We start from the raw sequence: 22,688 nt of genomic DNA, 5'->3' as shown, positions 1-22,688 counted from the left end.
GTGTACGGGTCTAGTCTCGGAGGATGACCGATTACGGAAACTTCCCCGGCTCGCGGCCCCGCCGGCTGCGGACGACCCCCGTCATGCGGCGCATGGTCGCCGAGACCCGGCTCGACCCGGCGAATCTGATCCTGCCCGCGTTCGTACGCGAGGGCATCGACGCCCCGGTCGCCATCTCGGCCATGCCGGGCGTGCAGCAGCACACCCTGGACACGCTGCGGAAGGCCGCTGTCGACGCGGTCGCGGCGGGTGTATCGGGGATCATGCTCTTCGGCGTCCCGCTGGACGGGAAGAAGGACGCGCGGGGCACGGCGGGGACGGACCCGGAGGGCATTCTCCAGGTGGGTCTGCGGGCGGTGCGCGAAGAGGTCGGGGACGACCTGGTGGTCATGTCGGACCTCTGTCTGGACGAGTACACCGACCACGGGCACTGCGGGGTGCTGACCGAGGACGGCCGCGTCGACAACGACGCCACGCTGGAGCGGTACGCCGAGATGGCCCAGGTGCAGGCCGACGCGGGCGCCCATGTGGTGGGCCCGAGCGGGATGATGGACGGTCAGGTCGGTGTGATCCGGGACGCGCTGGACCAGACGGGCCACGAGGACGTGTCGATCCTCGCCTACACGGCGAAGTACAGCTCGGCCTTCTACGGCCCGTTCCGCGAGGCGGTGGGCTCGTCGCTCAAGGGCGACCGCAAGACGTACCAGCAGGACCCGGCGAACATCCGCGAGTCGCTGCGTGAGCTGGCGCTGGACCTGGAGGAGGGCGCCGACATGGTCATGGTCAAGCCGGCGGGCCCGTACCTGGACATCCTCGCCAAGGTCGCGGACGCGGTGGACGTGCCGGTCGCGGCGTACCAGATCAGTGGCGAGTACGCGATGATCGAGGCCGCCGCGGAGAAGGGCTGGATCGACCGGGACGCGGCGATCCTGGAGAGCCTTACGGGGATCCGGCGCGCGGGTGCGCGGATGATCCTGACGTACTGGGCGACGGAGGTCGCGCAGAAGCTTGGGCGCTGAGGCCGGAAGGACCGGAGCGGGGCGCGGCGGGCCGTGGCCCGCTCGTGCGGCGTGCGGTGGCCCGGTGATCAATTCGGTTGAGGGCGCGCCCGGTTGCCGGGAGGATCGCCCGCATGTTCTCGCGCAGGAATCGCCGTCCCACGTCCCCCGAGCTGGCCGCGGCCTGGGAGTGCCTCGACGGAGGTGACGTCCCGGGCGCGCTGCGGGAGCTGAGGCAGGCGTCCTCGGCCCCGCTGGGGCAGGTGGCGGCCGTCGTCGGGCGGGTGGCGGGAGCGGCGGGCTTCGACGACCTGCGGAAGGCGGCCACCGCGCTGGCCGCTCACCCTGACCGGGTGCGGCCGCTCCACGACTACGGCTACGCGTGCGTGGAACGCGGCGTGCCCTATCTCGCGATACCCGCGCTGCGGGAGGCTCTGCGGCTGGCGCCGGGTTCCGCCGGGACGCTGCGTGAACTGGTCTCCGCCTACGAGGACGAGGGACGGCACCGCGATGCCGTGGACGCACTGCTCACCCATGAGGACGGCCTCGCCGACTGGCCGGACCGGTATCTCCTGGTCTTCAACGCGGTCCTCGCGGGTGATCTGGAACTGGCCCGCCGTCAGCACGCGCGGTTGCCCGCCCCTGCCGACGACACCTGGCTCGGTGCCTGGGAACGGCAGAACCGTGTCCTGGAGCGTGCCGCGACCGCCGGACCGGTCAGCCCGCTCGACCACTCGGATCTCCGGGGCTGGCAGTACGTCATGGGCGGCACCGTGCTGGGCGCGATGTCCCCGTACGGCTTCGACGCGGGGATGGCGGGGCGGTACGCCTGGTTGCAGGACTCCTACGACCAGTGCTTGCAAGGTCTGCTGCGGCTGAAGGCGGTGCTCGCCGCCGCCGAGGTGCGGCCTCGGTCGGTGTCCCTGTTGCCGGACCGGGGGAGCGTAATCCTGGGGCTGGCCGCATCCGAGGTGCTGGGACTCCCGGCGGAGCCCTTCGAGTCCGGCCGGGAGGACACCGTCGTCATCGCCTACGACCTGGACGAGACCGCGCGTGCCGACCAGGGCCCCGAAGCGATCGCGCAGCTCTTCCACCGGACGCCGGGTCAGGTCCTGCACGAGCACGCCAGTTGCTGGACCGATCCGCCCGCCGTCACCGCGGACAGTGTCTCGCTGCTCCACCAGTCCGCCGTGGCGCCGTGGGGTGCGGGCCTGCGGCAGGGTGCCGACGGCGGAGTGGAGCGCGGGGACGCCGACGAGCGGCCGGAGGCGGAGATCGCCGCCGGGATCGTGGGCGCCGATCCGATCCCGGACGAGGGGGACGGGCAGGCGCCCGCTGACTCCGTCGAGGGGCTCGCGGACTTCGTCTCGGCGGTGCGTGGCACCTGGCTCCAGGGTGACCGGGCCCGGCTGCGGTCGTCGGGGCCGGTGGCCAGTTCACGGTTCGTCTGACGCCCGGTGTCTGTCCGACGGCCGGTGTCCGGGCTCTGCCGCCCCTCTCGCCTGCCGGGTCAGGACGTACAGGACGTCTCTGTCGCGCTGCCCGGCGAACGGGATGTGCAGGACGTCTCTGTCGCGCTGCCCGGCGAACGGGATGTGCAGGACGTCTCCGTCGCGCTGCCCGGCGAGTGGGACGTGCCATCCGTGTCGCCGGACTGCGCGACTTGCTCAAGGCCTCCGGACGCCTGGAGTCCGGTCCGATCGCCGGCGCTCAGTCCCACCAGAACGTCCAGACCTCCTGGCCCAGCAGGTGCTCGTCGGCGTAGGCGCGCAGTCCGTGCGGCCGGCGGTCGACGTTGTCCGGGCAGAAGGCGAAGTGCTCGGAGGCCAGGGCACAGGCTTCCGCCTCGGTGGTGGGAGGCCTTGCCACGGACACCTTCAGGGTGTCGAAGCCGAGCGCGACGACTCTGATGTCGAACCGGTCCTCCCAGGAGCGCAGCACCGCGCAGAGCCGGGCCACGTCGTTCTCGTGGTTGAGCGGCCCTGACCAGCCGATCGCTGCGGGGATGTCCGCGCTGCGCCGGGCGGGCACGAGAGCCGGCCTCACCGTGCCCGCGAGCATGTCCGCAACCTCGGCGGCCAGTTCGTCCGGGGTCCCGGCCGTGCTCGCGGCCGGGACCGGTGCCGGCCCGGGCCACGGCGCGGAGTCATCGGGCTCGTCGGAGGCGTACGCGTCCCAGGCCTCGCTGAGCACCTCCTCGGCGTCGTGGTCGCCGGGGTAGGTCGTGAAGGCGGGCTGGAGCTCCCAGTCCTGAGGGCCCTCGTCGCGCAGGCCACGGTCTATCAGGACCGGGAGGAGGCCGAGCGGGCGGCCCGTGGCCCGGAGGCGTGACCAGTCGCCCGGCTGTGCGGGCTCGTCGGCGTACCAGAGGAGAGGTTCGTGCCACGGTCCGTCGCCCGTGGTGTCCACGAGGGTGCCCGCCGGGAGCCTGAGCAGGGGCAGTTGGTTCGGGAGGGTCGCCATACCGGCCAACCCTAGGTTCTGCCTCTGACAGCGGGCCGTCTCCCGCGCACGCGCCGGGAACCTGTGCCGCGCGAGCGCCGGGTGGGCGGGGTCAGGCCCGTTCCATGAGGCGCTTGAGCGTCGCGAGGTCCGCTGACACCGCCTCCGCGTCGCGCCGGAATTCGTCGGCGCCCGTGTCCGGCCGGCGGCGCAGGGTGAAGACGACTTCGCACCCGTCGGTGTCGGCGATCACCCGCAGCGGGTTGTGGACGGTCTCGCCGGTCGGCAGTGTGACGTCGTGGTCGAGCACGCCGTAGTCGTTCCGGGGTGCGAAGTCGATCAGGATCCGGCCCATGGGTGAGTCGGCGGCCCACTGTCCGTCCGTCCTCTCGATCGAACTGCCCAGCCCGGCCGCCCACTCGGGCAGGTGGGACGGATCCGACGCGTAGTCGTAGACCTCCCTGGCGGGACGGTCGATGTGGATGCCGATGTGACGGGACTCGGTGCCGGAAGCGGTCATGGCGTCGACGTTATCCAGTCACCGGCGTCGTCGTCCTGGACGGATCGGACGTGGTGCCCGTCCGGTCGTCCGGTTCACGGCCGGTCGACGAGGGCCGCGAACGCAACGGAGGCGACACCGGCGAGGGCGGGCGCGGCCAGGGCGAGGAGTCCGCGTCTCGCGGTGTGACGTCGGCGCCACGCCACGGCCCAGCTCGCCACGAGGACGATCAGGGACAGCGCGAGACCGGTGCGGAGAGCCCCCCTGCCACGTCGAACGAGTCGGTGAGGCGTTCGCCCTGCGCTCCGTCGCAGGAGTCGCACGCCATGGGGGAGAAGGCGGCGCAGAGCGGGGCGAGGCCCGTTGCGGGCAGGGTGACGAGCGTGGAGATAAGAGGTTCGGCCCAGGCGTGCGGGGCGGGGGACCGAGGAGGTCGCCCGGCATGGGGGCGAGCGAACTCGGCCCGGCAGTCCGGAACATGAACGGTCGCACTCGGACAGCGCCGTGCGGGGGGCCACCCCCAGGCAAGGCAGGGGGGCCGCCTCAATGTGGAACCGCTCGGGCCTTGGGAGGCTGAACAGGTCAGCTCAGGAACGTACTTGGGGGAACCGTGATCACCACCGCAGCCGAGTCGACACCCGTCCGGGCCCGGCACCGCCGACTGAGAGCCCCCCTTGCGGCCGCCTGTTGCGCACTCCTCCTCGCCGGCCCCGCGACGGCAGCGGCGGCGGCAGTCGCACCGTCCGCCCCGCGCACGCAGACCCAGCACCAGGCGCGCGGCACGCTTGTGTCCGCAGAGAAGCTGTACACCCTGGCCACCCCTGCGGACGTGGCCGCCGAACTGGCGGAGGCGGGCTTCGAACGGGGCACCGTCCGGCACGGGGTGGTCGCGTACAGACTGGTCTACCGGACCGTCGACGCGTACGGGCACCCCACGACGGCGAGCGGGCTGTTCGTGCTGCCGCTCATGAGCGAGAAGCGCTTACGGCCGGTCTCCTTCGCACACGGCACGGGCGCCCACAAGGACGATTCCCCGTCCATGCGGCGCGCCGCGTTCGTGCCCGCCCCGGTCGTCGCGCACGCTGCGGCGGGGGCGGCCGGGGTTGCGCCCGACTATCTGGGGATGGGTGAGGGGCCCGGCCTGCACCCGTGGATGGACATCGGCTCGGAGACCACGGCTTCTCTGGACATGCTGCGCGCGGCGCGCGCCTTCGCGCCGCGCACCGGCCGTGTGCTGGAGCGCGACGTCATGGTCACAGGCTTCTCGCAGGGTGCGTCGGCCGCCCTGGGGCTCGGAAGGGCCCTGGAGGCCGGCGAGGACCGGTGGTTCAGGCTGGGTGCTCTGGCACCGGTCAGCGGGGCGTACGACTTCGGCGGCACGGAGCTGCCCGCGCTGCTCAGGGGCGACGTGAACGAGAAGGACGGTGTGGTCTACGCGGCGTACGCCCTGGTGGCCTTCAACCGCCTCCACCCCGTCTACGACAGCCCTGGAGAGGTCTTCGAACAGGATTACGCCGACGGCATCGAGGCGCTCTTCGACGGGGCTCACACGGGGGAGCAGCTGATGAGAGGCACTCCGGAGACCCTGGACGAGCTGCTGACCGACCACGGCCGCGCACTGCTGGAGCACCCGACAGGGGGGCTGGCCGACGCGCTGCGCACGACGGACGCCGTGTGCACCGACTGGGTGCCGGACGCCCCGGTCCGGCTGTACATGGCGGCCGGCGACGAGCAGGCCGTCACCGGCAACACCGAGTACTGCCGGGCGGCTCTGCAGCGCAACGGTGTGGACGCACCGGTCGTCGATCTCGGTGAGGTCGACCACCAGGGGTCCCGTCACCTGGGGTCCAACGTGTCGGCCACGTCGGCGATCGTCCGCTGGTTCCGTCAGCTTCGGTGACCCGGGATGTCGCCGGGCCCGGCCGCGAGCGCGTGGGGAAGGCGATGGGAGAGGGCGGGCCGGATCGTTCCCAGCAGGATGTGGACGCCGGCCGGAATCAGTCCTGTGGGGAGGTGGTCCGCCCTGGAGGGATGAGCTGCGGCGGTACAGCGACGGAAGGCCCCCGGCTTCGGGACGAGCGGGTCGGCCGAGCTGCCTCGGCGCCGGCCGGCGGACGATTCCGTGCCGGCCGTGTGCTCGACCGGTTCCTCGGCGGTGGCCTGACCGCGGAGGGTGTCGTGGATCGACGGGCCTGTCGGCCGAGGGCCGGGTACGCCGACGGGTCGGCGTACGCCGACCCGGTGTCGGAGTGCGCCGCCCTGGGGGCGGTACGAGGGGCGGGATGCGGCCCGCGGTGCCATGGCGACTACTTCGGGTCGCGGTCGAACTGCGCCTTCGACCAGAGGTAGCCGAGGGCGGTGAGGCCGAGGCACCAGGCGAGGGCGATCCACCAGCTGTTGCCGATGTCCGTGCCGAGGAGCAGGCCGCGCAGGGTTTCGATGGCGGGGGTGAAGGGCTGGTACTCGGCGATCGGCTGGAACCAGCCGGGCATCGAGTCGACCGGGGTGAAGGCGCTGGAGATGAGCGGCAGCAGGATCAGGGGCATGGCGTTGTTGCTGGCGGCCTCTGCGTTGGGACTGCCCAGGCCCATGCCGACCGCGATCCAGGTGAAGGCCAGGGTGAAGAGGGCGAGCAGGCCGAACGCCGCCAGCCATTCCAGGACGGTGGCGTCGGTGGAGCGGAAGCCCATGGCCACACCGACGGCACCGACAAGGACCACGCTGATGATCGTCTGCAGGACGCTGCCGACGACGTGTCCGAACAGGATCGAGCTCCGGTGGATGGACATGGTGCGGAAGCGGGCGATGATGCCTTCGCTCATGTCGGTGGAGACGGAGACCGCGGTGCCGATCGTCGTGGAGCCGATGGTCATCAGGAGGATGCCGGGGACGATGTAGGCGATGTACGCGGAGCGGTCCCCGCCGCCGATACCCGCGCTCATGGTGTCGCCGAAGATGTAGACGAAGAGCAGCAGGAGCATGACCGGGGTGAGCAGCAGGTTCAGGGTGAGCGATGGGTAGCGCCGGGCGTGCAGGAGGTTGCGGCGCAGCATCGTGGACGAGTCGCGTACGGCGAGGGAGAGGGAGCTCATCGGGCGTTCTCCTTGGGCTGGGTGGCCTGGGTGGCCTGGGCGGGCACGGTGGAGCCGGTCAGGGCGAAGAAGACGTCGTCGAGGTCGGGGGTGTGCACGGTGAATTCGTCGGCCTCGATGCCTGCGGAGTCCAGCCAGTCGAGGATGGAGCGCAGTTCGCGCTGGCTGCCGTCGCTGGGGATCTGGAGTGCGAGGGCTTCGTCGTCCCTGGTGACCTCGCCCATCGCGGAGGCTGCGGACCGGTAGGCGGCCGGGTCGGAGAAGCGGAGCCGGATGTGTCCGCCGGGGACCAGCCGCTTGAGCTCCTCGGCGGTGCCTTCGGCGGCGATCCTGCCGTCGTTGAGGACCGCGATGCGGTCGGCGAGCTGGTCGGCCTCCTCCAGGTACTGGGTGGTGAGGAAGACGGTGACGCCGTCGGAGACCAGGCCGCGGATGATCGTCCACATGTTGTGGCGGGAGCGGGGGTCGAGGCCGGTGGTCGGCTCGTCGAGGAAGATGATGCGCGGGCTGCCGACCAGTGTCATGGCGATGTCGAGGCGGCGCTTCATGCCGCCGGAGTAGGTGGAGGCCGGCTTCCTCGCCGCCTCCACCAGGTCGAAGCGCTCCAGGAGTTCGGCGGTGACCCGCCGCCCCTCGGCCTTGGACAGGTGGTGCAGGTCGGCCATGAGGAGCATGTTCTCCTCGCCGGTGATCAGCCCGTCCACGGCGGAGAACTGCCCGGTGACACCGATCGCGGCACGCACCGCCTGCGGGTCGGTGGCGAGGTCGTGGCCTCCGACCCGCAGCTCCCCGGCGTCGGCGGTGACGAGTGTGGAGAGGATCTTGACGGCGGTGGTCTTGCCGGCCCCGTTCGGGCCGAGCAGGGAGAAGACCGTGCCCTCGGGGACGGTCAGGTCGATGCCGTCGAGGACGGTCTTGTCGCCGTAGGACTTGCGCAGCCCGTTCGCCGCGATGGCCGGATCGGTCATGGGATGCTCCTTGGGAGTCTGTGAGGTCGGTGGGCCGTGAGGGTCAGAGGCTGCGGGCGTCGATGTCGCCCTGGGCGGTGGTGGCCTTGATGGTCAGACCGGGCGTGCCGCCGGTGTTCTTCAGCGTGTTGGTGATCCGGCCGTAGCTGGTGCCGGCGTCCAGGGAGGCGGAGACGCCGCGGGCGGTACCGACGGTGATGTCGCCCTGCTGGGTGGCCAGGGTGAGTGTGCCGCTCACCGCCTCGGTGATGTTCACGTCACCCTGCTGAGTGGTGATCTCGCCGGGCCCGTTGAGGCGGCCGACCGTGATGGTGGCGTCGAGGCCGGTGATGCGGGCGCTGTCCGCCTCGTCGAGCTTGACCGAGCCGTGGCCGCCTTCGAAGCCGACGTCGCCGAGACGCCCCACACCGCGGAACTCGGCCGCGGCGGCCTTCGCCTCGACGCTGGAGCCGACCGGCAGCTGGACCGTGACCTCGACGGAACCGGAGTTGCCGAGGACCCGGTTCGTCACTTCCGGAGCCTGGATGCGCAGGAGGCCGTCGACGTAGGTGACTTCGGTCTGCTCGGCCGTCTTCACGTCACGGCTCTTGGCGGGGTTGGCGGGCCGGACCTCGACGGTGGTGTCGGTGCGGTCGGCGGCGATGAACTGGATGCGTCCCGCGGGGATGTCGAGGATGGCCCGGACGGCGGCGGGGGTGTCGAACTTCTGCATCGTGTGCTCCTTCATCTGCGGTGCGGACCCTGCGGCCCGCTGTTTCCGATGATGGAAAAGCTACGTTGCGTTCACAGTGTTGGCAACAAGCTCGTTGCGTAAGGGGTGCAGTAAGTGCAGGTCAACAGGGTGAATTTGTTGCAATGATTTCGAGCCTAATGCAACAGGCTTGGGTCCGTTCGTTGCAATAGGTTGTGGGTGAACGCTATGCTGAGGGCGTCACGGAACCACGAAGGGGAGATCGCGATGCCGGGAGGCAGACTCACTCAGCAGGAACGCCAGCAGATCGCGCTGGGACTGGCCGACGGCCTCCCCTACGCGGAGATCGCCAGGGGCCTCGACCGGCCGACCTCGACGATCACGCGCGAGGTGATGCGGAACGGCGGCCCCACCGCCTACCGCGCCGACCTCGCCCACCGCGCCACCGAACACCGCGCCCACCGCCGCAAGCAGGCCACGCGCCAGGAGGCGGACGGGCTCCCCCAGGCCCACGGACGCGATGCCGAGGCCGTGCGCGAGTACGAGGAGGTGTTCACCACCGTCATGATGCAATCGGGTATGCCCAGGATGATGGCCCGGGTCCTGACCTGCCTCACCATCACCGACGCGGGCAGCCTCACCGCGTCCGAACTCGTCCAGCGCCTCCAGGTCAGCCCGGCGTCCGTCTCCAAGGCCATCGCGTACCTGGAGAGCCAGGCCTTCATCCGCCGGGAGCGCGACGAACGCCGCCGCGACCGCTACGTCGTGGACGACGACGTCTGGTACCAGGCGATGATCGCCAGCGCCCGCGCCACCACCCAGGTCATAGAGACCGCGCGGCAGGGTGTCGGAGTCCTCGGCCCCGGTACCCCGGCCGCCGCCCGCCTGGAGAACGTCGCCCGCTTCCTCGACTTCGTCTCCGAGAACATGACCCGCGCCGCCGAGCAGGCCCGCGCAGTCCTCCACACCAAGGTCGAAACGGACCCGGGGAGCGCCGCCGAGCCACGGCGGGACGGCTGACGGACAGCCGGACAGCAGGACAGCCGGACGACAGCAGGACAGCCGGATGAGGGCGTGGCACCGGGGCTTCGGTGTCACGCCCTCATCCGGCTGCGGAGCGACGGTCAGTACATGAGGGCGTCATCCATGCCGGTCTGCCAGTAGGTCACGGCCAGCGTGCTGTCGACGTACACCTCCTTGTCCAGGGGGACGCTCACCGTCCGGCCGGCGGATGCCGCGTTCGCGTCCTGGAAGCCGACGGCCAGGTCCTTGGTGGAGTAGCCGCCCGTGCCGCTGCCGTCGGCCGACGAGGTCATGACTCCGGTGTAGGCGGACTCGCCGGGGGCGATGACGACCACGGACTGCGGCTTGCTCTCCTCGACGCTCCGGGGGACGGACTGCGCCTCGCCGAACCGCAGGAAGGGGTAGGAGTAGGCGTAGCAGGCCTTCGAGCCGGTGTTGGTCACCGTGAGCAGCATGTGGTTCACGGGGCGGGGGACGCTCGTCATCGTGAGCTTGGTGTTCGCGCCGGTGCAGGTGGGCAGGGAGCCGTTGCCGTCACTGCCTTCGCCGTTGCTCCCGCTGTTCTGCGGCTGTTCGGCGGCGGGCTTCGAGCCGGAGGAAACGGAATCCTTGGCGTTGCCCGAACCGGAACCGGAGTTACCCGAATCTCCGGCCGTCCCCTCTCCGGTGTCTGCTGCCGGGGCGGCCGACGTGCCTCCGGCCGGCCTATGGGATACCGAGCCCGCGGCGTCGTCCACGGGTGCCGGGCTGCCGCTCTGGCATGCCGTCAGGGACAGGGCGGCGATCAGCGCGGCGGTGCCCAGGACGGACGTGCGGGCGGCGCGGCGGAAGCGAAGGTTACGCATGAGGTGGTTCTCCCCGTTCGAAGGTGTCGATGCCCGGGGCGCCGTTTTGGCGCCCTGTGGTGCGGGCGGGTGTACTGGTCGGTGACGTGTGGTCAGAGGCCCTGGAGGAGCGTGATGACGACTGCGATGCAGACGATCAGCACTCCTGCGGCGACCGCGTCGGTCAGGCTGAGTTCAGGTCGAGTACGCACGGCGGCTCCCGGGACGAGTGAGGGTGGGATGTACGAGTCGCGGGGAACGCCGCGGTGTGTCCACATCCTTTCCAGTCCCGGAATCCGGTCGCAACGGTTGCCGTGGCATATGGGACGCTGGAACGCTCGCATGCACTCTGACCTGCGCGGACATCACTTCCCTGGGACGCCGTTCCGGGAAGGAAATGAAGGGAACGGTCGGGGTGGGCACAGAGATCCAGGACTTCGCGGCGCTGCTCAGGGGGCTGAAGGACCGGTCCGGTCTCAGCTACGGGGCGCTCGCCCAAAAGCTGCACATGAGCACCTCGACCGTGCACCGGTACTGCAACGGTGACGCCGTCCCCCATGACTACGCGCCCGTCGAGCGGTTCGCGCGGGTGTGCCGGGCGTCCTCCGACGAGTTGATGGCCCTGCACCGCAAGTGGATCCTGGCCGACGAGGCCAAGCGACGGGGGGCGCGGAAGCCGGAGGCCGGCGGGGCTGCCGCCCCCCGGCCCCGTGTGCCTGGGGCCGAGGCCGCCGTCACCCCGTCTGCCGTCACCCCGTCTGCCGACACCCCGCCCGCCGCACCGGAGCGGACCGAAGCGGAAGCAGAACCGGGGCCGCAAACGGAGCCCGCGCCGGAATCGGTGGTGGAGGACGTGACACCCGACGGTGCGCGGTCCGGCGCCGTGCCCCCTCCGCGCCGCCGTACCACCAGGAGGCTGCGCGTCCTGCTCACCGCGGTGGCTGTCGTTGCCCTCACCGTGCCCGCGGCCCTCGCCGTGCACGTCCTCGGTGACGACGGACCGGCCGACGACGACGGACGGACGGAGGCGGTGCCCAGCCACGCGCCGGTCGTCCCCAGCGGCCGTGTGAGCGCGAGCGCGTCCGTGAAGCCGAGCAAGAGCGCCGGTGCGCCGGCGACGACCGGTGCGACAGCTTCGGCGTCGGCCGGGAGCAGCCCCTCCGCCAGGCCCTCGCCGTCATCGAAGGAGCCGGTGAGCGACGGCGGCGTGCCCGTGCACGCGACCATAAGTTCGTACAACTGGGAGTCGCCCTGCGGGCAGTACTACCTCCTCGACCAGGAGCCGGACGACGTGCCGCCGCCGCCGACACCGCCCCTGGACACCCGCCCCTGGGCACGCTCCCTCGGTGCTGTGGACGGGGGCGCCATGAAGCTCGCACTCACCCTCCAGGGGGCGTCCGACGAGGCGGTCGTGCTGAACGGGCTGCACGTGCGGGTGCTGGGGCGCAACGCTGCCCTCGCCCGGTCCGCGTACTCGATGGGGAACGGCTGCGGGGGAGGAATCACCCCGCAGAGCTTCGACATCGACCTGGACGACAGCCGGCCGCGTGCGAAGCCCGTCGCGGGTGAGGACGCCGGTGTGACCGTCCCCGCGAAGGACTTCCCGTACCGGGTGAGTTCCACCGATGTCGAGGTGTTCCACATCGACGCGCACGTGGAGGGGCACGACGTGACCTGGTACCTGGAGCTGGAGTGGACCAGCGGCGGCAGGAGCGGGACCCTGCGCATTGACGACCGGGGCAAGCCGTTCCGTACGAGCAGTCTCACCACCCGGCCGGCGTACTACTACCGGTCGGACACGGCGCAGTGGGTCCCGGAGGAGTACTGACGCAGCCGACGGCGCGGGGCTGCTCCGTTCGCCGGCCGGGCTGCGAGGCCGGGCTGCGTGGACCCGCTGGCGCCCCCTCCGCCGTCGCAATCCGGCCCACGTCCACAGGGGACGGAGGCCGGGGACATCGGTGAGGGCCTGCGTCGTATGCGGTGGCCTCGCCTCCGGCCTCCTCTCCGTCACTGCTCCGGGCTGCTTCGTGCGGGCGGGAATCGGACTCGTGGACGCATCGCATTCAGGTCGCTCGCGCTACAGCTGGCGCAAAACCAGTTGTCGGTGTGAAGCATTGATGTGCCTGAGGCTCAATAACCTGCACCAACTCGACGCCTCATCAACTCCGCATCTGCGCAGGTGTCCGTGTTGGCCGGGTTGAATGGTGCAGCACCTACCACGGCGAATTCCCTGTGCGCAGTATTCGCGTCAAACTTGAGTCATCGGAGTACTGGGCAGTTAGTCATATTTTCCGGCCCAGTTGGATGGCTAGCATGAGCCGTACTCGGTCGGAAGATCACCGTCCCCTTTCGGCGACAGCCTTCACGACCTGCGGCCGCCGTGTGTCGGCCGTCCCGTTTCTCATGTTTTTTACTGACCGAGGGACCGCGGAATGCCAGTGCCTGCACCGCCCAGTCAGCACCGATCGCCGAAGGTGCCGAACATCTCGCCGGCCGTCTCCTTGACCGCGCTGGCGGTGAGTGCAGCCGCCGCCGGCGTGGCTGTCGTCCTGGCGCCGTCCGGAGCCCGTACCTGGACGCTGACCGTGACCGCGGCCGCCTGGGTGTGCGTGGCGGTCGCGGTCCTTGCCGGCCGTCGGCTCGTTCATCGGGCCGGGCGCACGGTCGCCGCGCAGAACATGGAGAACAGCGGCCTCAAAGCGCAGGCGGCACGGCTGTCGGCGGAGAGCGCGCACCTGGTCAACGTGACGCTGCCGGCCGTGGCCAAGCGGCTGCAGGACGGCACGAGCGCCGCCGTCGCGCTGGACAGCGCCCTGGTTCCGTCCGACCCGCAGCTGCGCAGGGTCGCGTACATCTTCGCCACCGCCATCGAGGAGGGCGCGCAGCACGCGGTCGCCCTGGACAGCGCGCGCCGGCAGGTCCAGCACGAGCTGGACCGGATGACGGCCGAGCTGGAGCGGCTCGTGCAGGAGACGCTGCCCGCCGCGGTCGCCCAACTGCGCGAGGGCCGGTCCGCCGCCACGGTGCTCGCCGGAATCGACCTGCCGCCGCTGCCCCTGATCCGCATCCCGGCCGAATCGTTCGTCCGCGAACTCGCCCGCAGCGAACGGCGGGCCGCCGCCGCGCAGGCCGCCTCGGCCAAGGCGCTGGGCCGCGTCCAGGCCAAATCCGTCAGCATGCTCGCCGACCTGCGGGAGATGCAGGAACGCCACGGCGAGGAGGTCTTCGGCGACCTGCTGAAGCTGGACCACAGCACCTCCCAGCTCGGCCTGATGACCGACCGCCTGGCGCTGCTCATGGGCGGCCGGTCCAGCCGCGCCTGGAACAAGCCGATCGTGATGGAGAGCATCCTGCGCGGCGCCGTCGGCCGGATCGCCGCCTACCAGCGGGTGCGACTGCACTGCTCCACCAACGCCGCCATCGCCGGCTTCGCCGCCGAAGGCGTCATGCACCTGCTCGCCGAACTCATGGACAACGCGGCGAACTTCTCCCCGCCCATCGACGTGGTGAACGTCTACGTGGACCAGCGCAGCGCAGGCATCGTCGTCACCATCGAGGACAGCGGTCTGAAGATGGCCGGTGCGGCGATGCGCCGCGCCGAGGAGGCCGTGGCCGGCCGCATGACCGACCTCGCGTCGCTGCAGGGCACCCGGCTCGGCCTCACCGTGGTCGGTCGACTCGCGGTGAAGCACGGCATCAGCGTCAACTACCGCCCCTCTTCACACGGTGGTACCGGCGTCGTCGTCCTGCTGCCCCCGCAGCTGCTCGCTCAGCAGCGTGACCCGGCACCGCGCGAGGTATCCCGCCGTCCGGCCGCCGCGGCCGTGGCCACCCCCGGTCCCGCCCCCGCCGCGCCTCCCGCTCCGGCCGCGCCCCCGGCCCCGGCGGCTCCCTCCGCCCCGGTTCCGGCGACCGGCGTCGTCCCGTACCCCGCCCTCGCGGAGCGTCCCGCCGCCCGGCCGGAGCTGCCCGAACCGGGGCGGGACCGGCAGCCCGCCCGCTCCACGCCGAACGGACTGCCCGTCCGTCCTCCCGGCCGCACCATGGCCGAGGCGGAGCAGGAGCGCGAGCAGCGCCGGCTGGCGTCCGAGGCGGCGGAGATCCGCCAGCCGCAGCAACACCAGGAACGGGACGCGGGCTCGCGGTTCGGCGCCTTCCACCGCGGACGCCGGTCCGGAAGCGGCACCACCGGCCCCGGTGCCCGGCCCGGGTCCGAACCGCCCGCCGCCCCGTAACCGACGCGCTCCCCGTGGTGCGCCCGGGGCCCCGGGCGCACACTTCCCCGCTCGAGTTCGTGAGATTGGAGGAACGGGCCGGTGACCGGTCAGCCGGGCACCACCGTCCCGTCACCCAGCATGCAGACCACCGACAACACCCTCACCTGGCTCCTGCAGAGCCTTGTGGAGCGCACACCCGGCACCCGGCACGCCCTGGTCCTGTCGAGGGACGGCCTCAAGCTGTGCTGGACCGGGCACCTGACGCTCGACCGGGCCGACCAGCTCGCAGCGATCTGCTCCGGCATCCAGGCACTCGCCCAGGGCGCTTCCATGGAGTTCGGGGACGGCACCGGCGGGGTCCGGCACTCCATGACCGAGTTCCACGGAGGCCTGCTGTTCATCGTGGGAGCCGGCGAAGGGGCGCATCTCGCGGTCATCGCGGATGAGGACGCCGACCCGGGCGTGGTGGGACACCAGATGACCGAGCTCGTCGAGCAGATCGGCGAGCACCTGCGAGCCGAGCCCCGATCGTTCGTGCGGGAAAGTCCGGCGTCGTGACCCGCAAGCCCGTGGACACCGGGAATCCCGACAGGCTCTACACGGTCACGGGCGGGCGGAGCCGTGCCGACGACTTCTTCGACCTGGTCACCCTCGTCGTCAGCGAGTGCCGGCCCACGCCCGGAATGCAGTCGGAGCACGCCCGGACGCTGGAGCTGTGCGCGCACCCGACGGCCGTGGTCGAGATCGCCGCGGAACTGAAACTGCCGATCACGGTGGTGAGGATCCTGCTCGGCGACCTGCTCGACACGGGCCGTATCACCGCCCGCCATCCGCCGCCCGCACGGTCGGCCGCCTCGCTCCCCGATTCCGATCTTCTCAAGGAGGTGCTCCATGGGCTCCGCAATCTCTGACCTGCCCTCCCACCGCACGCCTCTGGCCGACGCGGCGGAGACCGGCCTGAAGATCGTCGTCGTCGGCGGATTCGGTGTCGGCAAGACGACCCTGGTCCGCTCGGTGAGCGAGATCCGGCCGCTGAACACCGAGGAGGTCATGACGCAGGCAGGAGTCGGCGTCGACGAGACCGGTGACGTGGCGACGAAGACGACCACGACGGTGGCGTTCGACTTCGGGCGGATCAGTCTCAACGAACGCATGGTGCTGTACATGTTCGGCGCACCGGGCCAGGAACGTTTCTGGTTCCTGTGGGACAGGCTCTTCTCGGGCACGCTGGGCGCGGTGGTACTCGTGGACACGCGCCGCATGGACGACTCCTGGTACGCGATAGACCGGCTGGAGCATCACCGGACGCCGTTCGTGGTGGCCGTCAACCGCTTCGACGACGACGGCGTCCGGCACTCCCTGGATGAGATCCGGCAGGCGCTCGCACTGCCCGAGCGCGTGCCGATGGTCGACTGCGACGCGCGGGTCAGGGAGTCCGGAAAGAACGTGCTGATCACCCTCGTGGACCACCTCTACGAACTGGCCATGGCCCAGGAGGCGACACCGTGACCGACCCTGGTTCCTCTTCCGCGTACCCGGCTCCGCCGGGCTGCCCCGCTCACGCCTCGGACGCGTTGCGCCTGGGAGGGCTCGAGTACCAGCAGACCCCGTCGCAGCTGTACCGCGCGCTGCGCCGGGAGCACGGCGCGGTCGCGCCGGTGCTGCTCGACGGTGACGTCCCGGCCTGGCTGGTGCTCGGGTATTCAGAGGTCATGTACGTGACCGACAACGACGAGCTGTTCGCCCGGGATTCAAGGCGTTGGCACCAGTGGCCGAACATCCCGCCGGACTGGCCGCTGATGCCGTTCGTCGGGTACCAGCCGTCGGTGCTGTTCACCGAGGGCGACGAGCACCGGCGGCGCGCCGGGGTGATCACTCAGGCGCTGGAGGAGGTCGACCAGTTCGAACTGGCCCGTGACTGCCAGCAGATAGCCGACCTGCTCATCGCCGACTTCGCGGGCAGCGGCACGGCGGAGCTGATGTCGGGCTTCGCGCACGCCCTGCCGATGCGGGCCGTGGTGCAGATGTGCGGGATGCCGACCTCGGGCGAGGACACCCGGCAACTGGTCGACGACCTGCGGATCTCGCTGGACGCGGCGGAGGGCGACGACCCGGTGGCGGCGTACGCGCGCGTGGGCGAGCGACTGCGGCAGCTGGTGAAGGACAAGCGGGACAGCCCCGGTCCGGACGTCACCTCACACATGCTGCTGCATCCGGCGGGGCTGACGGACGAGGAGGTCGTCCAGGATCTGACCTCGGTGATCGCCGCGGCACAGCAACCGACGGCGAACTGGATCTGCAACACGCTGCGGCTGCTGCTGACGGACGAGCGGTTCGCCCTGAACGTGTCGGGCGGCCGGCTCAGCGTGGGTGAGGCGCTCAACGAGACGCTGTGGCTGGACACGCCGACGCAGAACTTCATCGGGCGCTGGGCCGTGCGTGACACCCAGCTCGGCGGGCGGCAGATCCGGGCCGGTGACTGCCTGGTGCTGGGGCTGGCCGGAGCCAACACCGATCCGCAGATCTGGCCGGAGGCACACGTGGGCGCGGAGAACGCCGCCCACCTGTCGTTCAGCAACGGCGAGCACCGCTGCCCCTATCCGGCCCCGTTGCTGGCGGACGTGATGGCGCGGACAGCGGTGGAGACGCTGCTGGAGCGGCTGCCGGACCTGGTGCTGGCGGTGGATCCGGAGGAGCTGGCCTGGCGTCCGTCGATCTGGATGCGAGGGCTGACGGCGCTACCGGTGCGGTTCACGCCCGTGGTTCAGTAGGCCGGCACGTGGGCCCCCGGTGGGGGCCCACCGCCTCGGCGTGCCGTCCGGTCAGGCGGTCACGGGGGTGAACCGCACCGGCACCGACTGCGGCCCGCGGGTGAAGACACCCTCCTCGACGGGGTCGAAGCCGTCGGCGAGGCGCATGTCGGGCATGGCGTCGAGCAGGTGGTTGACACCGGTCTCGACCTCGGACTTGGCGAGCAGGGCGCCGACGCAGAAGTGGCGGCCGAGCGCGAAGGCCAGGTGGTCGGCCGCGGCGGAGAAGGCGGTCGTGGCGGTGAGGTCGTCACGGAAGATGTCGAACCGGTCGGGGTCGCGGTAGCGGTTCTCGTCCCGGTTGGCGGCGCCGATCAGGCAGGTGACGGTGGCACCCGGGGGTACGGTACCGCTGCTGAGTGACACCTCGGTCGCGGACTGCCGCATGATCATGTGGACGGGCGGGGTGTAGCGCAGGGTCTCGGCGAAGGCCTGCGGGATCAGCCCACGGTCCGCGCGGACGGCGGCGAGCTGGTCGGGGTGGAGCAGCAGGTTCGTGAAGATGCCGGCGATGGCCTTGTCGGTGGTCTCGCCGCCCGCGGCGAGCAGCAGGCTGCAGAACGCCTTGATGTCCTCGTCGCTCATCCGCACGCCGTCGACCTCGGCGGCGCACAGGGTGGACAGCAGGTCGTCGCCCGGGTTCTGACGGCGCGCACGGATGATCGGCAGCATGTACTCGGCGAACTCGACGCGGGTCCGTTCACCTGCCGAGGCCACCGCGGGGTCGCCCGAAAGATTGCCGAGGAAGGCGATGACGGCTGTGTACCAGCGGTGGAAGCGGGTGTGGTCGGCCTTGTCGAGGCCCAGCATGTCGGCGATCACGTTGACCGGGAAGCGGGTGGCGTAGTCGGTGACCAGGTCGGCGGAGCCGGTGTGACGGAAGGTGTCGACGAGCTCCCGAGAGTTGCGCTCGATGACCGGCAGGAACTTCTCCCGCAGGTCGCTGCCGCGGAAGGCAGGCGCGACGAGGGCGCGGCGCACGGCATGGTCACGGCCGCTGAGCTGGAGGATCGTCTTCCCGTGCACGGGTTCGATCTGCCAGTCGTAGTTGTCGGTGGTGAACTCGCCGCTCTTGTCCTTGAAGACGCGCTCGACGTCCTCGTAACGCGAGACGACGTAACTCTGTGTGGCTTCGTGCCAGAAGAGGGGCGCGGTTTCGCGCATCGCACGGTAGGCCGCATAGGGGTCCGCAGCGAACTCGGGCGAAAGGATGTCGGGCACGCTGGGCGCGGTGGACATGGGACTCCCTTGGATCAGCAGGTGATCTGCCGGACCAGGCTATTGATCAACTGCCGGACAGGACAGCCTCATCGGCGCCCCGGTTGGCTGAAAACAGCTCTCTGCTGACGAATTCCACGGCGGTCGGCGCCCGCACGTCGCGGGCACACGGAGGACGGCCCCGCATCCCGTCGAAGAGGGGTGCTGCGGGGCTGTCGTCCGTGCCCGAAGGGGCAAGAAGCACGGTGTACCGATGCCCCGATGCCCCATTCCGTGCTTTCAGGGCGCGGGCGGTGAGTTCGACGAGGAACAGCCGGTTCTCGACGGCCGAGGCAAGCAGTGCCGCACGCGCGGCCCCGCCAGGCCCCGCGCTCAGCGGCGCAGCGCGGTCACCCCCCGCATGTACGACAGCTTCTCGGGGTTGCGCACGGCGTAGAGCCCGGTGATGAGGCCGTGGTCGATGCGCACCGCCACGACCGTGTCGATCTCGCCGTCGAGCCGGATGATCAGCGCGGGCCCGGCGTTGACCTCGGCCGGCCGCATCGACAGCGCGGTGACCCTGCCCAGTCCGCCGATCAGCAGCCGGGCCACCTTGTCGGCCCCCACGATCGGCCTGGGGACGGCCTGCTTGACTCCGCCGCCGTCCCCGAGGAGGACGGCGTCCGGCGCGAGGATGTCGAGCAGGCCTTGGAGGTCGCCGGTCTCGACCGCCCGTCCGAACGCGTCGAGTGCCTCCCGGGTCTCGTTCGGGGAGACGGTCCCGCGCGGCCTGCGCGCCGCGACGTGTGCCCGCGCCCGGTGCGCGATCTGGCGGACGGCGGCCTGGCTCTTGCCGACCGCGTCGGCGATCTCCTCGTACTCGAGGTCGAACACCTCGCGCAGCACGAACACCGCCCGCTCGCTCGGGGTGAGCGTCTCCATCACCAGCAGCATCGCCATCGAGACGCTGTCGGCCAGCTCGACGTCCTCGGCCACGTCGGGCGCGGTGAGCAACGGCTCGGGCAGCCACGTGCCGACGTAGGACTCCTTGCGGCGGCCGAGGGTGCGCAGCCGGCTCAGCGCCTGGCGCGTGGTGATCCGCACCAGGTACGCACGCCGGTCACGGACCGTGCCCAGATCGACTCCGGCCCACCGCAGCCAGGTCTCCTGCAGGACGTCCTCGGCGTCGGCGGCCGAGCCGAGCATCTCGTAGGCGACGGTGAACAGCAGGTTGCGGTGGGCGACGAACGTCTCGGTGGCGGGGTCCGGGCGTCCCTCGCCGGTGAGCTCTCCGGCGGTGTCATCGGTGTCGTCGGGCTCGTCGGTGTGCGTGTGCTCGCTCTTCACCGGCTGCTCCTGCCTGCTCGTATGTCGAAGGTGCCGTGCGCACAGGACGCCGGCCGCCGCCGCTCTGTGACACCCGTGGGCGGTGGCGCACGTCACACGGCCCGTCGTGTCACAGGGAGCGGGCGGCCGGCATCTCGTGTTCGTCCGGTGCAGCAGCAACACCACGAGTGAGGACGATGTCATGGACGCACGGTTCGACCTGTTCGAGAACGAGCTCGCCGCCAGGTTCGCCAAGAGGTTCGCCGGCGCCGGCCTGCTGATCCAGCAGTCCCCGTTGCCGAAGGCCACGCAGGAGCTGGTGTCGTTGCGTGCCAGCCAGATCAACGGCTGCGGGCACTGCATCGACATGCACGTCAAGGAGGCGGCGGCCGCGGGTGAGACGGCGGTCCGGCTCCATCTGGTCGCCGCCTGGCGTGAGTCCACCGTGTTCACCGAGGCGGAGCGGGCCGCGCTGGCACTCGCCGAGGAGGGCACCCGGCTCGCCGACGCCCACGACGGGGTCTCCGACGAGACCTGGTCCCTGGTGCGCGAGCACTACGACGACGACCAGACGGCCGCGCTGATCTGCCTCGTCGCCGTGATCAACGCCGCCAACCGGCTCGCCGTGATCGTGCACCAGCGGGGAGGCTCCTACGAGGCCGGCATGTTCGCCGCGGCGTTCGACTGAGCGGCAGCCGCGCCCGGCGCGGGAGAGCGAGGAAAGCGGAATCGCCCGTGCGGGACCGTGTCCCGCACGGGCGATCCGTGCTGTCCGCCTGTCCGGCCCTGCGCCGGCGGCCGGGTCAGAGGCGCTCGGGCGTCCTGATGCCGAGCAGCTTCATGCCCTGGTGCAGGGTGCGGGCGGTGAGCTCGACGAGGAACAGCCGGTTCTCGACGACCTCCGGCGGGTTCTCGTCGCTCAGCACCTGGCACTGGTCGTAGAACGTGGTGAGGTGTGAGGCCAGCTGGTAGAGGTACGCGGCCAGCTTGTGCGGCTCGTAACCCTCGGCCACCTCCTCCAGGACCGCGCCGAACTGGTCCAGGTGCAGGCCCAGCGCCCGCTCGGCCGGGGCCAGCTCCAGCTCCGGGTGGGCGGCGGGCTTCGCCTCGCCCGCCTTGCGCAGGATGGAACGGATCCGGGCGTACGCGTACTGGAGGTACACCGACGTGTCGCCGTTCAGCGACACCATCTGGTCCAGGTCGAACTTGTAGTCCCGCACGGCGGAGGTCGACAGGTCGGCGTACTTCACGGCGCCGACACCGACGTACCGGCCGTTCTCGACGATCTCCTCCTCGGAGAGGCCCACCTTCTCGGCCTTCTCCCGGACCACGGCGGTGGCCCGCTCGACGGCCTCGTCCAGCAGGTCCTCCAGCCGGACGGTGGTGCCCTCACGGGTCTTGAACGGCTTGCCGTCCTTGCCGAGGACCGTGCCGAAGGCCAGGTGGTGCGCCTTGACGTCCTCGTTCAGCCAGCCGGCGCGGCGAGCCGTCTCGAAGACCATCTTGAAGTGCAGGGACTGCCGGGCGTCGACGACGTAGACCAGGGTGTCGACCTTGAGGTTCTGCACCCGGTCGCGGATCGCCGAGAGGTCGGTGGCCGCGTAGCCGTAGCCGCCGTTGGTCTTCTTGACGATCAGCGGGACCTGGTTGCCGTCCGGGCCCTTCACGTCGTCGAAGAACACGCACAGCGCGCCCTCGGAGCGGACGGCGACGCCCGTCTCCTCCAGGATCCGGCAGGTCTCCTCGAGCATGTCGTTGTAGCCGGACTCGCCGACGATGTCGGGGTCGGCGATCTCCATGTCGAGCTTGTCGAAGACGGAGTAGAAGTAGATCTTCGACTCGTCGACGAAGCGCTGCCAGTGCGCCAGCGTCTCCGGGTCACCGGCCTGGAGGGCCACCACCCGGTCACGGGAGCGGGCCTTGAACTCCTCGTCGGAGTCGAAGAGGACCCGTGACGCCTTGTAGACACGGTTCAGCGACGACATCGCCGCCTCGCCGTCGGCCTTGTCGCCTTCGTGCTTCAGCTCGTCCGGGTGCTCGAAGAGGTACTGGATGAGCATGCCGAACTGGGTGCCCCAGTCGCCGATGTGGTGGCGCCGGACGACGTTCTCACCGGTGAACTCCAGGATCTGGACCATCGCGTCACCGATGACCGCCGACCGCAGGTGGCCGACGTGCATCTCCTTGGCCACGTTCGGCTGGGCGTAGTCGATCACGGTCGTGCCGGGGGCGGCCTTCAGCGGGACGCCGAGCCGGTCGCCGTCGGCGGCGCGCGCGGCGAGCGTGCGGACGATCGCCCCGTCGGTCAGCGTGACGTTGAGGAAGCCGGGGCCGGACACCTCGATGTCCTTGATCAGGTCACCGTCCGGGAGGGCCGCCGTGACCTGGGAGGCCAGCTCACGCGGGTTGCCCTTGAGCTTCTTGGCGAGCGCGAGGATCCCGTTGGCCTGGAAGTCGGCCCGGTCGCTTCGGCGCAGCAGCGGGTCCGCGGTGCCGGCCTCCGGCAGTGCTGCCGTCAGGGCGTCCGCGAGCTGCTGCTGGAGCGTGGAAGCGAGGGAGGGGACCGAAGCCATGAGCCGGCTGCCGTTTCGGTAGAGGACA

The 22,688-nt window shown here is 70.9% G+C and carries 21 protein-coding genes; 11 read left to right on the top strand and 10 right to left on the bottom strand.

The genetic code is table 11. The annotated features are described in order from the left end of the window. Positions 1–23: 23 nt before the first annotated feature. Both hemB and HED23_RS32575 read left to right on the top strand, forming a co-directional pair. A complete protein-coding gene (hemB, locus tag HED23_RS32580; protein ID WP_203186904.1) occupies positions 24–1,019 on the top strand; it encodes a porphobilinogen synthase in 996 nt (331 codons plus the stop codon). Positions 1,020–1,132: 113 nt separating this feature from the next. Next, positions 1,133–2,449, top strand: coding sequence for a hypothetical protein (locus tag HED23_RS32575; protein ID WP_203186903.1), 1,317 nt, complete (start codon positions 1,133–1,135; stop codon positions 2,447–2,449). A 259-nt stretch (positions 2,450–2,708) separates the two neighbouring features. Here HED23_RS32575 and HED23_RS32570 read toward each other — a convergent pair whose 3' ends face one another. The 3 genes from HED23_RS32570 to HED23_RS35935 all read right to left on the bottom strand — a co-directional run bounded on the left by HED23_RS32570 (position 2,709) and on the right by HED23_RS35935 (position 4,160). Continuing rightward, complete coding sequence (locus HED23_RS32570; RefSeq protein WP_203186902.1) at positions 2,709–3,461, bottom strand: DUF4253 domain-containing protein; 753 nt, start codon at positions 3,459–3,461, stop codon at positions 2,709–2,711. 91 nt (positions 3,462–3,552) lie between these two features. Beyond that, complete coding sequence (locus HED23_RS32565) at positions 3,553–3,960, bottom strand: SRPBCC family protein (RefSeq protein WP_203186901.1); 408 nt, start codon at positions 3,958–3,960, stop codon at positions 3,553–3,555. A 74-nt stretch (positions 3,961–4,034) separates the two neighbouring features. Continuing rightward, positions 4,035–4,160, bottom strand: coding sequence for a hypothetical protein (locus HED23_RS35935; protein WP_338019618.1), 126 nt, complete (start codon positions 4,158–4,160; stop codon positions 4,035–4,037). A 389-nt stretch (positions 4,161–4,549) separates the two neighbouring features. Between HED23_RS35935 and HED23_RS32555 the strand changes: the two genes are divergently transcribed. Next, positions 4,550–5,839, top strand: coding sequence for a lipase (locus tag HED23_RS32555; RefSeq protein ID WP_238442198.1), 1,290 nt, complete (start codon positions 4,550–4,552; stop codon positions 5,837–5,839). A 406-nt stretch (positions 5,840–6,245) separates the two neighbouring features. Here HED23_RS32555 and HED23_RS32550 read toward each other — a convergent pair whose 3' ends face one another. From HED23_RS32550 to HED23_RS32540, 3 genes are read right to left on the bottom strand one after another with little or no spacing between them, the layout of a single operon-like run. Further along, positions 6,246–7,031 (bottom strand): ABC transporter permease, encoded by a 786-nt coding sequence (locus HED23_RS32550; protein WP_203186900.1) that lies wholly within the window; start codon positions 7,029–7,031, stop codon positions 6,246–6,248. Beyond that, on the bottom strand, positions 7,028–7,999 hold the full coding sequence (locus HED23_RS32545; protein ID WP_203186899.1) for an ATP-binding cassette domain-containing protein: 972 nt from the start codon (positions 7,997–7,999) through the stop codon (positions 7,028–7,030). Before HED23_RS32545 ends, HED23_RS32550 begins: the two co-directional genes overlap by 4 nt. Before the next feature lie 43 nt (positions 8,000–8,042). Next, positions 8,043–8,711 carry a DUF4097 family beta strand repeat-containing protein gene (locus HED23_RS32540; RefSeq protein WP_203186898.1) on the bottom strand — a complete coding sequence of 223 codons (669 nt, stop codon included), beginning with the start codon at positions 8,709–8,711 and terminating at the stop codon, positions 8,043–8,045. 246 nt (positions 8,712–8,957) lie between these two features. Between HED23_RS32540 and HED23_RS36160 the strand changes: the two genes are divergently transcribed. Next, positions 8,958–9,710 carry a GbsR/MarR family transcriptional regulator gene (locus tag HED23_RS36160; protein WP_203186897.1) on the top strand — a complete coding sequence of 251 codons (753 nt, stop codon included), beginning with the start codon at positions 8,958–8,960 and terminating at the stop codon, positions 9,708–9,710. A 104-nt stretch (positions 9,711–9,814) separates the two neighbouring features. Here HED23_RS36160 and HED23_RS32530 read toward each other — a convergent pair whose 3' ends face one another. Then, positions 9,815–10,558, bottom strand: coding sequence for a DUF4232 domain-containing protein (locus HED23_RS32530; protein WP_203186896.1), 744 nt, complete (start codon positions 10,556–10,558; stop codon positions 9,815–9,817). 394 nt (positions 10,559–10,952) lie between these two features. Here HED23_RS32530 and HED23_RS32525 point away from each other — a divergent pair, with 394 nt between their 5' ends. From HED23_RS32525 to HED23_RS32500, 6 genes are all read left to right on the top strand, one after another. Continuing rightward, positions 10,953–12,365, top strand: a complete 1,413-nt coding sequence (locus HED23_RS32525) for a helix-turn-helix domain-containing protein (RefSeq protein ID WP_203186895.1) — start codon at positions 10,953–10,955, stop codon at positions 12,363–12,365. A gap of 604 nt (positions 12,366–12,969) precedes the next feature. Beyond that, positions 12,970–14,772, top strand: coding sequence for a sensor histidine kinase (locus HED23_RS32520; RefSeq protein ID WP_203186894.1), 1,803 nt, complete (start codon positions 12,970–12,972; stop codon positions 14,770–14,772). A gap of 81 nt (positions 14,773–14,853) precedes the next feature. Then, entirely contained in the window at positions 14,854–15,312 is a 459-nt protein-coding gene (locus HED23_RS32515; RefSeq protein WP_238442197.1) for a roadblock/LC7 domain-containing protein, read from the top strand. Then, entirely contained in the window at positions 15,309–15,665 is a 357-nt protein-coding gene (locus tag HED23_RS32510; RefSeq protein ID WP_203186893.1) for a DUF742 domain-containing protein, read from the top strand. The genes HED23_RS32515 and HED23_RS32510 overlap by 4 nt, the downstream gene beginning before the upstream one ends. Next, positions 15,646–16,263, top strand: a complete 618-nt coding sequence (locus HED23_RS32505) for a GTP-binding protein (protein WP_203186892.1) — start codon at positions 15,646–15,648, stop codon at positions 16,261–16,263. The genes HED23_RS32510 and HED23_RS32505 overlap by 20 nt, the downstream gene beginning before the upstream one ends. Next, the gene (locus HED23_RS32500; protein ID WP_203186891.1) at positions 16,260–17,525 is read left to right on the top strand and encodes a cytochrome P450; all 1,266 of its coding nucleotides are present in this window, start codon (positions 16,260–16,262) and stop codon (positions 17,523–17,525) included. Before HED23_RS32505 ends, HED23_RS32500 begins: the two co-directional genes overlap by 4 nt. 51 nt (positions 17,526–17,576) lie before the next feature. Here the strand turns inward: HED23_RS32500 and HED23_RS32495 are convergent, their stop codons facing one another. Both HED23_RS32495 and HED23_RS32490 read right to left on the bottom strand, forming a co-directional pair. Next, the gene (locus tag HED23_RS32495; protein ID WP_203186890.1) at positions 17,577–18,803 is read right to left on the bottom strand and encodes a cytochrome P450; all 1,227 of its coding nucleotides are present in this window, start codon (positions 18,801–18,803) and stop codon (positions 17,577–17,579) included. Between the two features lie 351 nt (positions 18,804–19,154). Further along, positions 19,155–20,108 carry an RNA polymerase sigma-70 factor gene (locus HED23_RS32490; protein WP_203186889.1) on the bottom strand — a complete coding sequence of 318 codons (954 nt, stop codon included), beginning with the start codon at positions 20,106–20,108 and terminating at the stop codon, positions 19,155–19,157. 181 nt (positions 20,109–20,289) lie between these two features. Between HED23_RS32490 and HED23_RS32485 the strand changes: the two genes are divergently transcribed. Further along, positions 20,290–20,775, top strand: coding sequence for a carboxymuconolactone decarboxylase family protein (locus HED23_RS32485; protein WP_203186888.1), 486 nt, complete (start codon positions 20,290–20,292; stop codon positions 20,773–20,775). A 115-nt stretch (positions 20,776–20,890) separates the two neighbouring features. Here the strand turns inward: HED23_RS32485 and argS are convergent, their stop codons facing one another. Beyond that, complete coding sequence (gene argS, locus HED23_RS32480; protein WP_203186887.1) at positions 20,891–22,660, bottom strand: arginine--tRNA ligase; 1,770 nt, start codon at positions 22,658–22,660, stop codon at positions 20,891–20,893. Positions 22,661–22,688 lie beyond the last annotated feature (28 nt).

The sequence above is a fragment of the Streptomyces pratensis genome (assembly GCF_016804005.1).
Taxonomy (GTDB): Bacteria; Actinomycetota; Actinomycetes; order Streptomycetales; family Streptomycetaceae; genus Streptomyces; species Streptomyces pratensis_A.
This window is presented reverse-complemented; position numbering and strand designations above follow the sequence as displayed.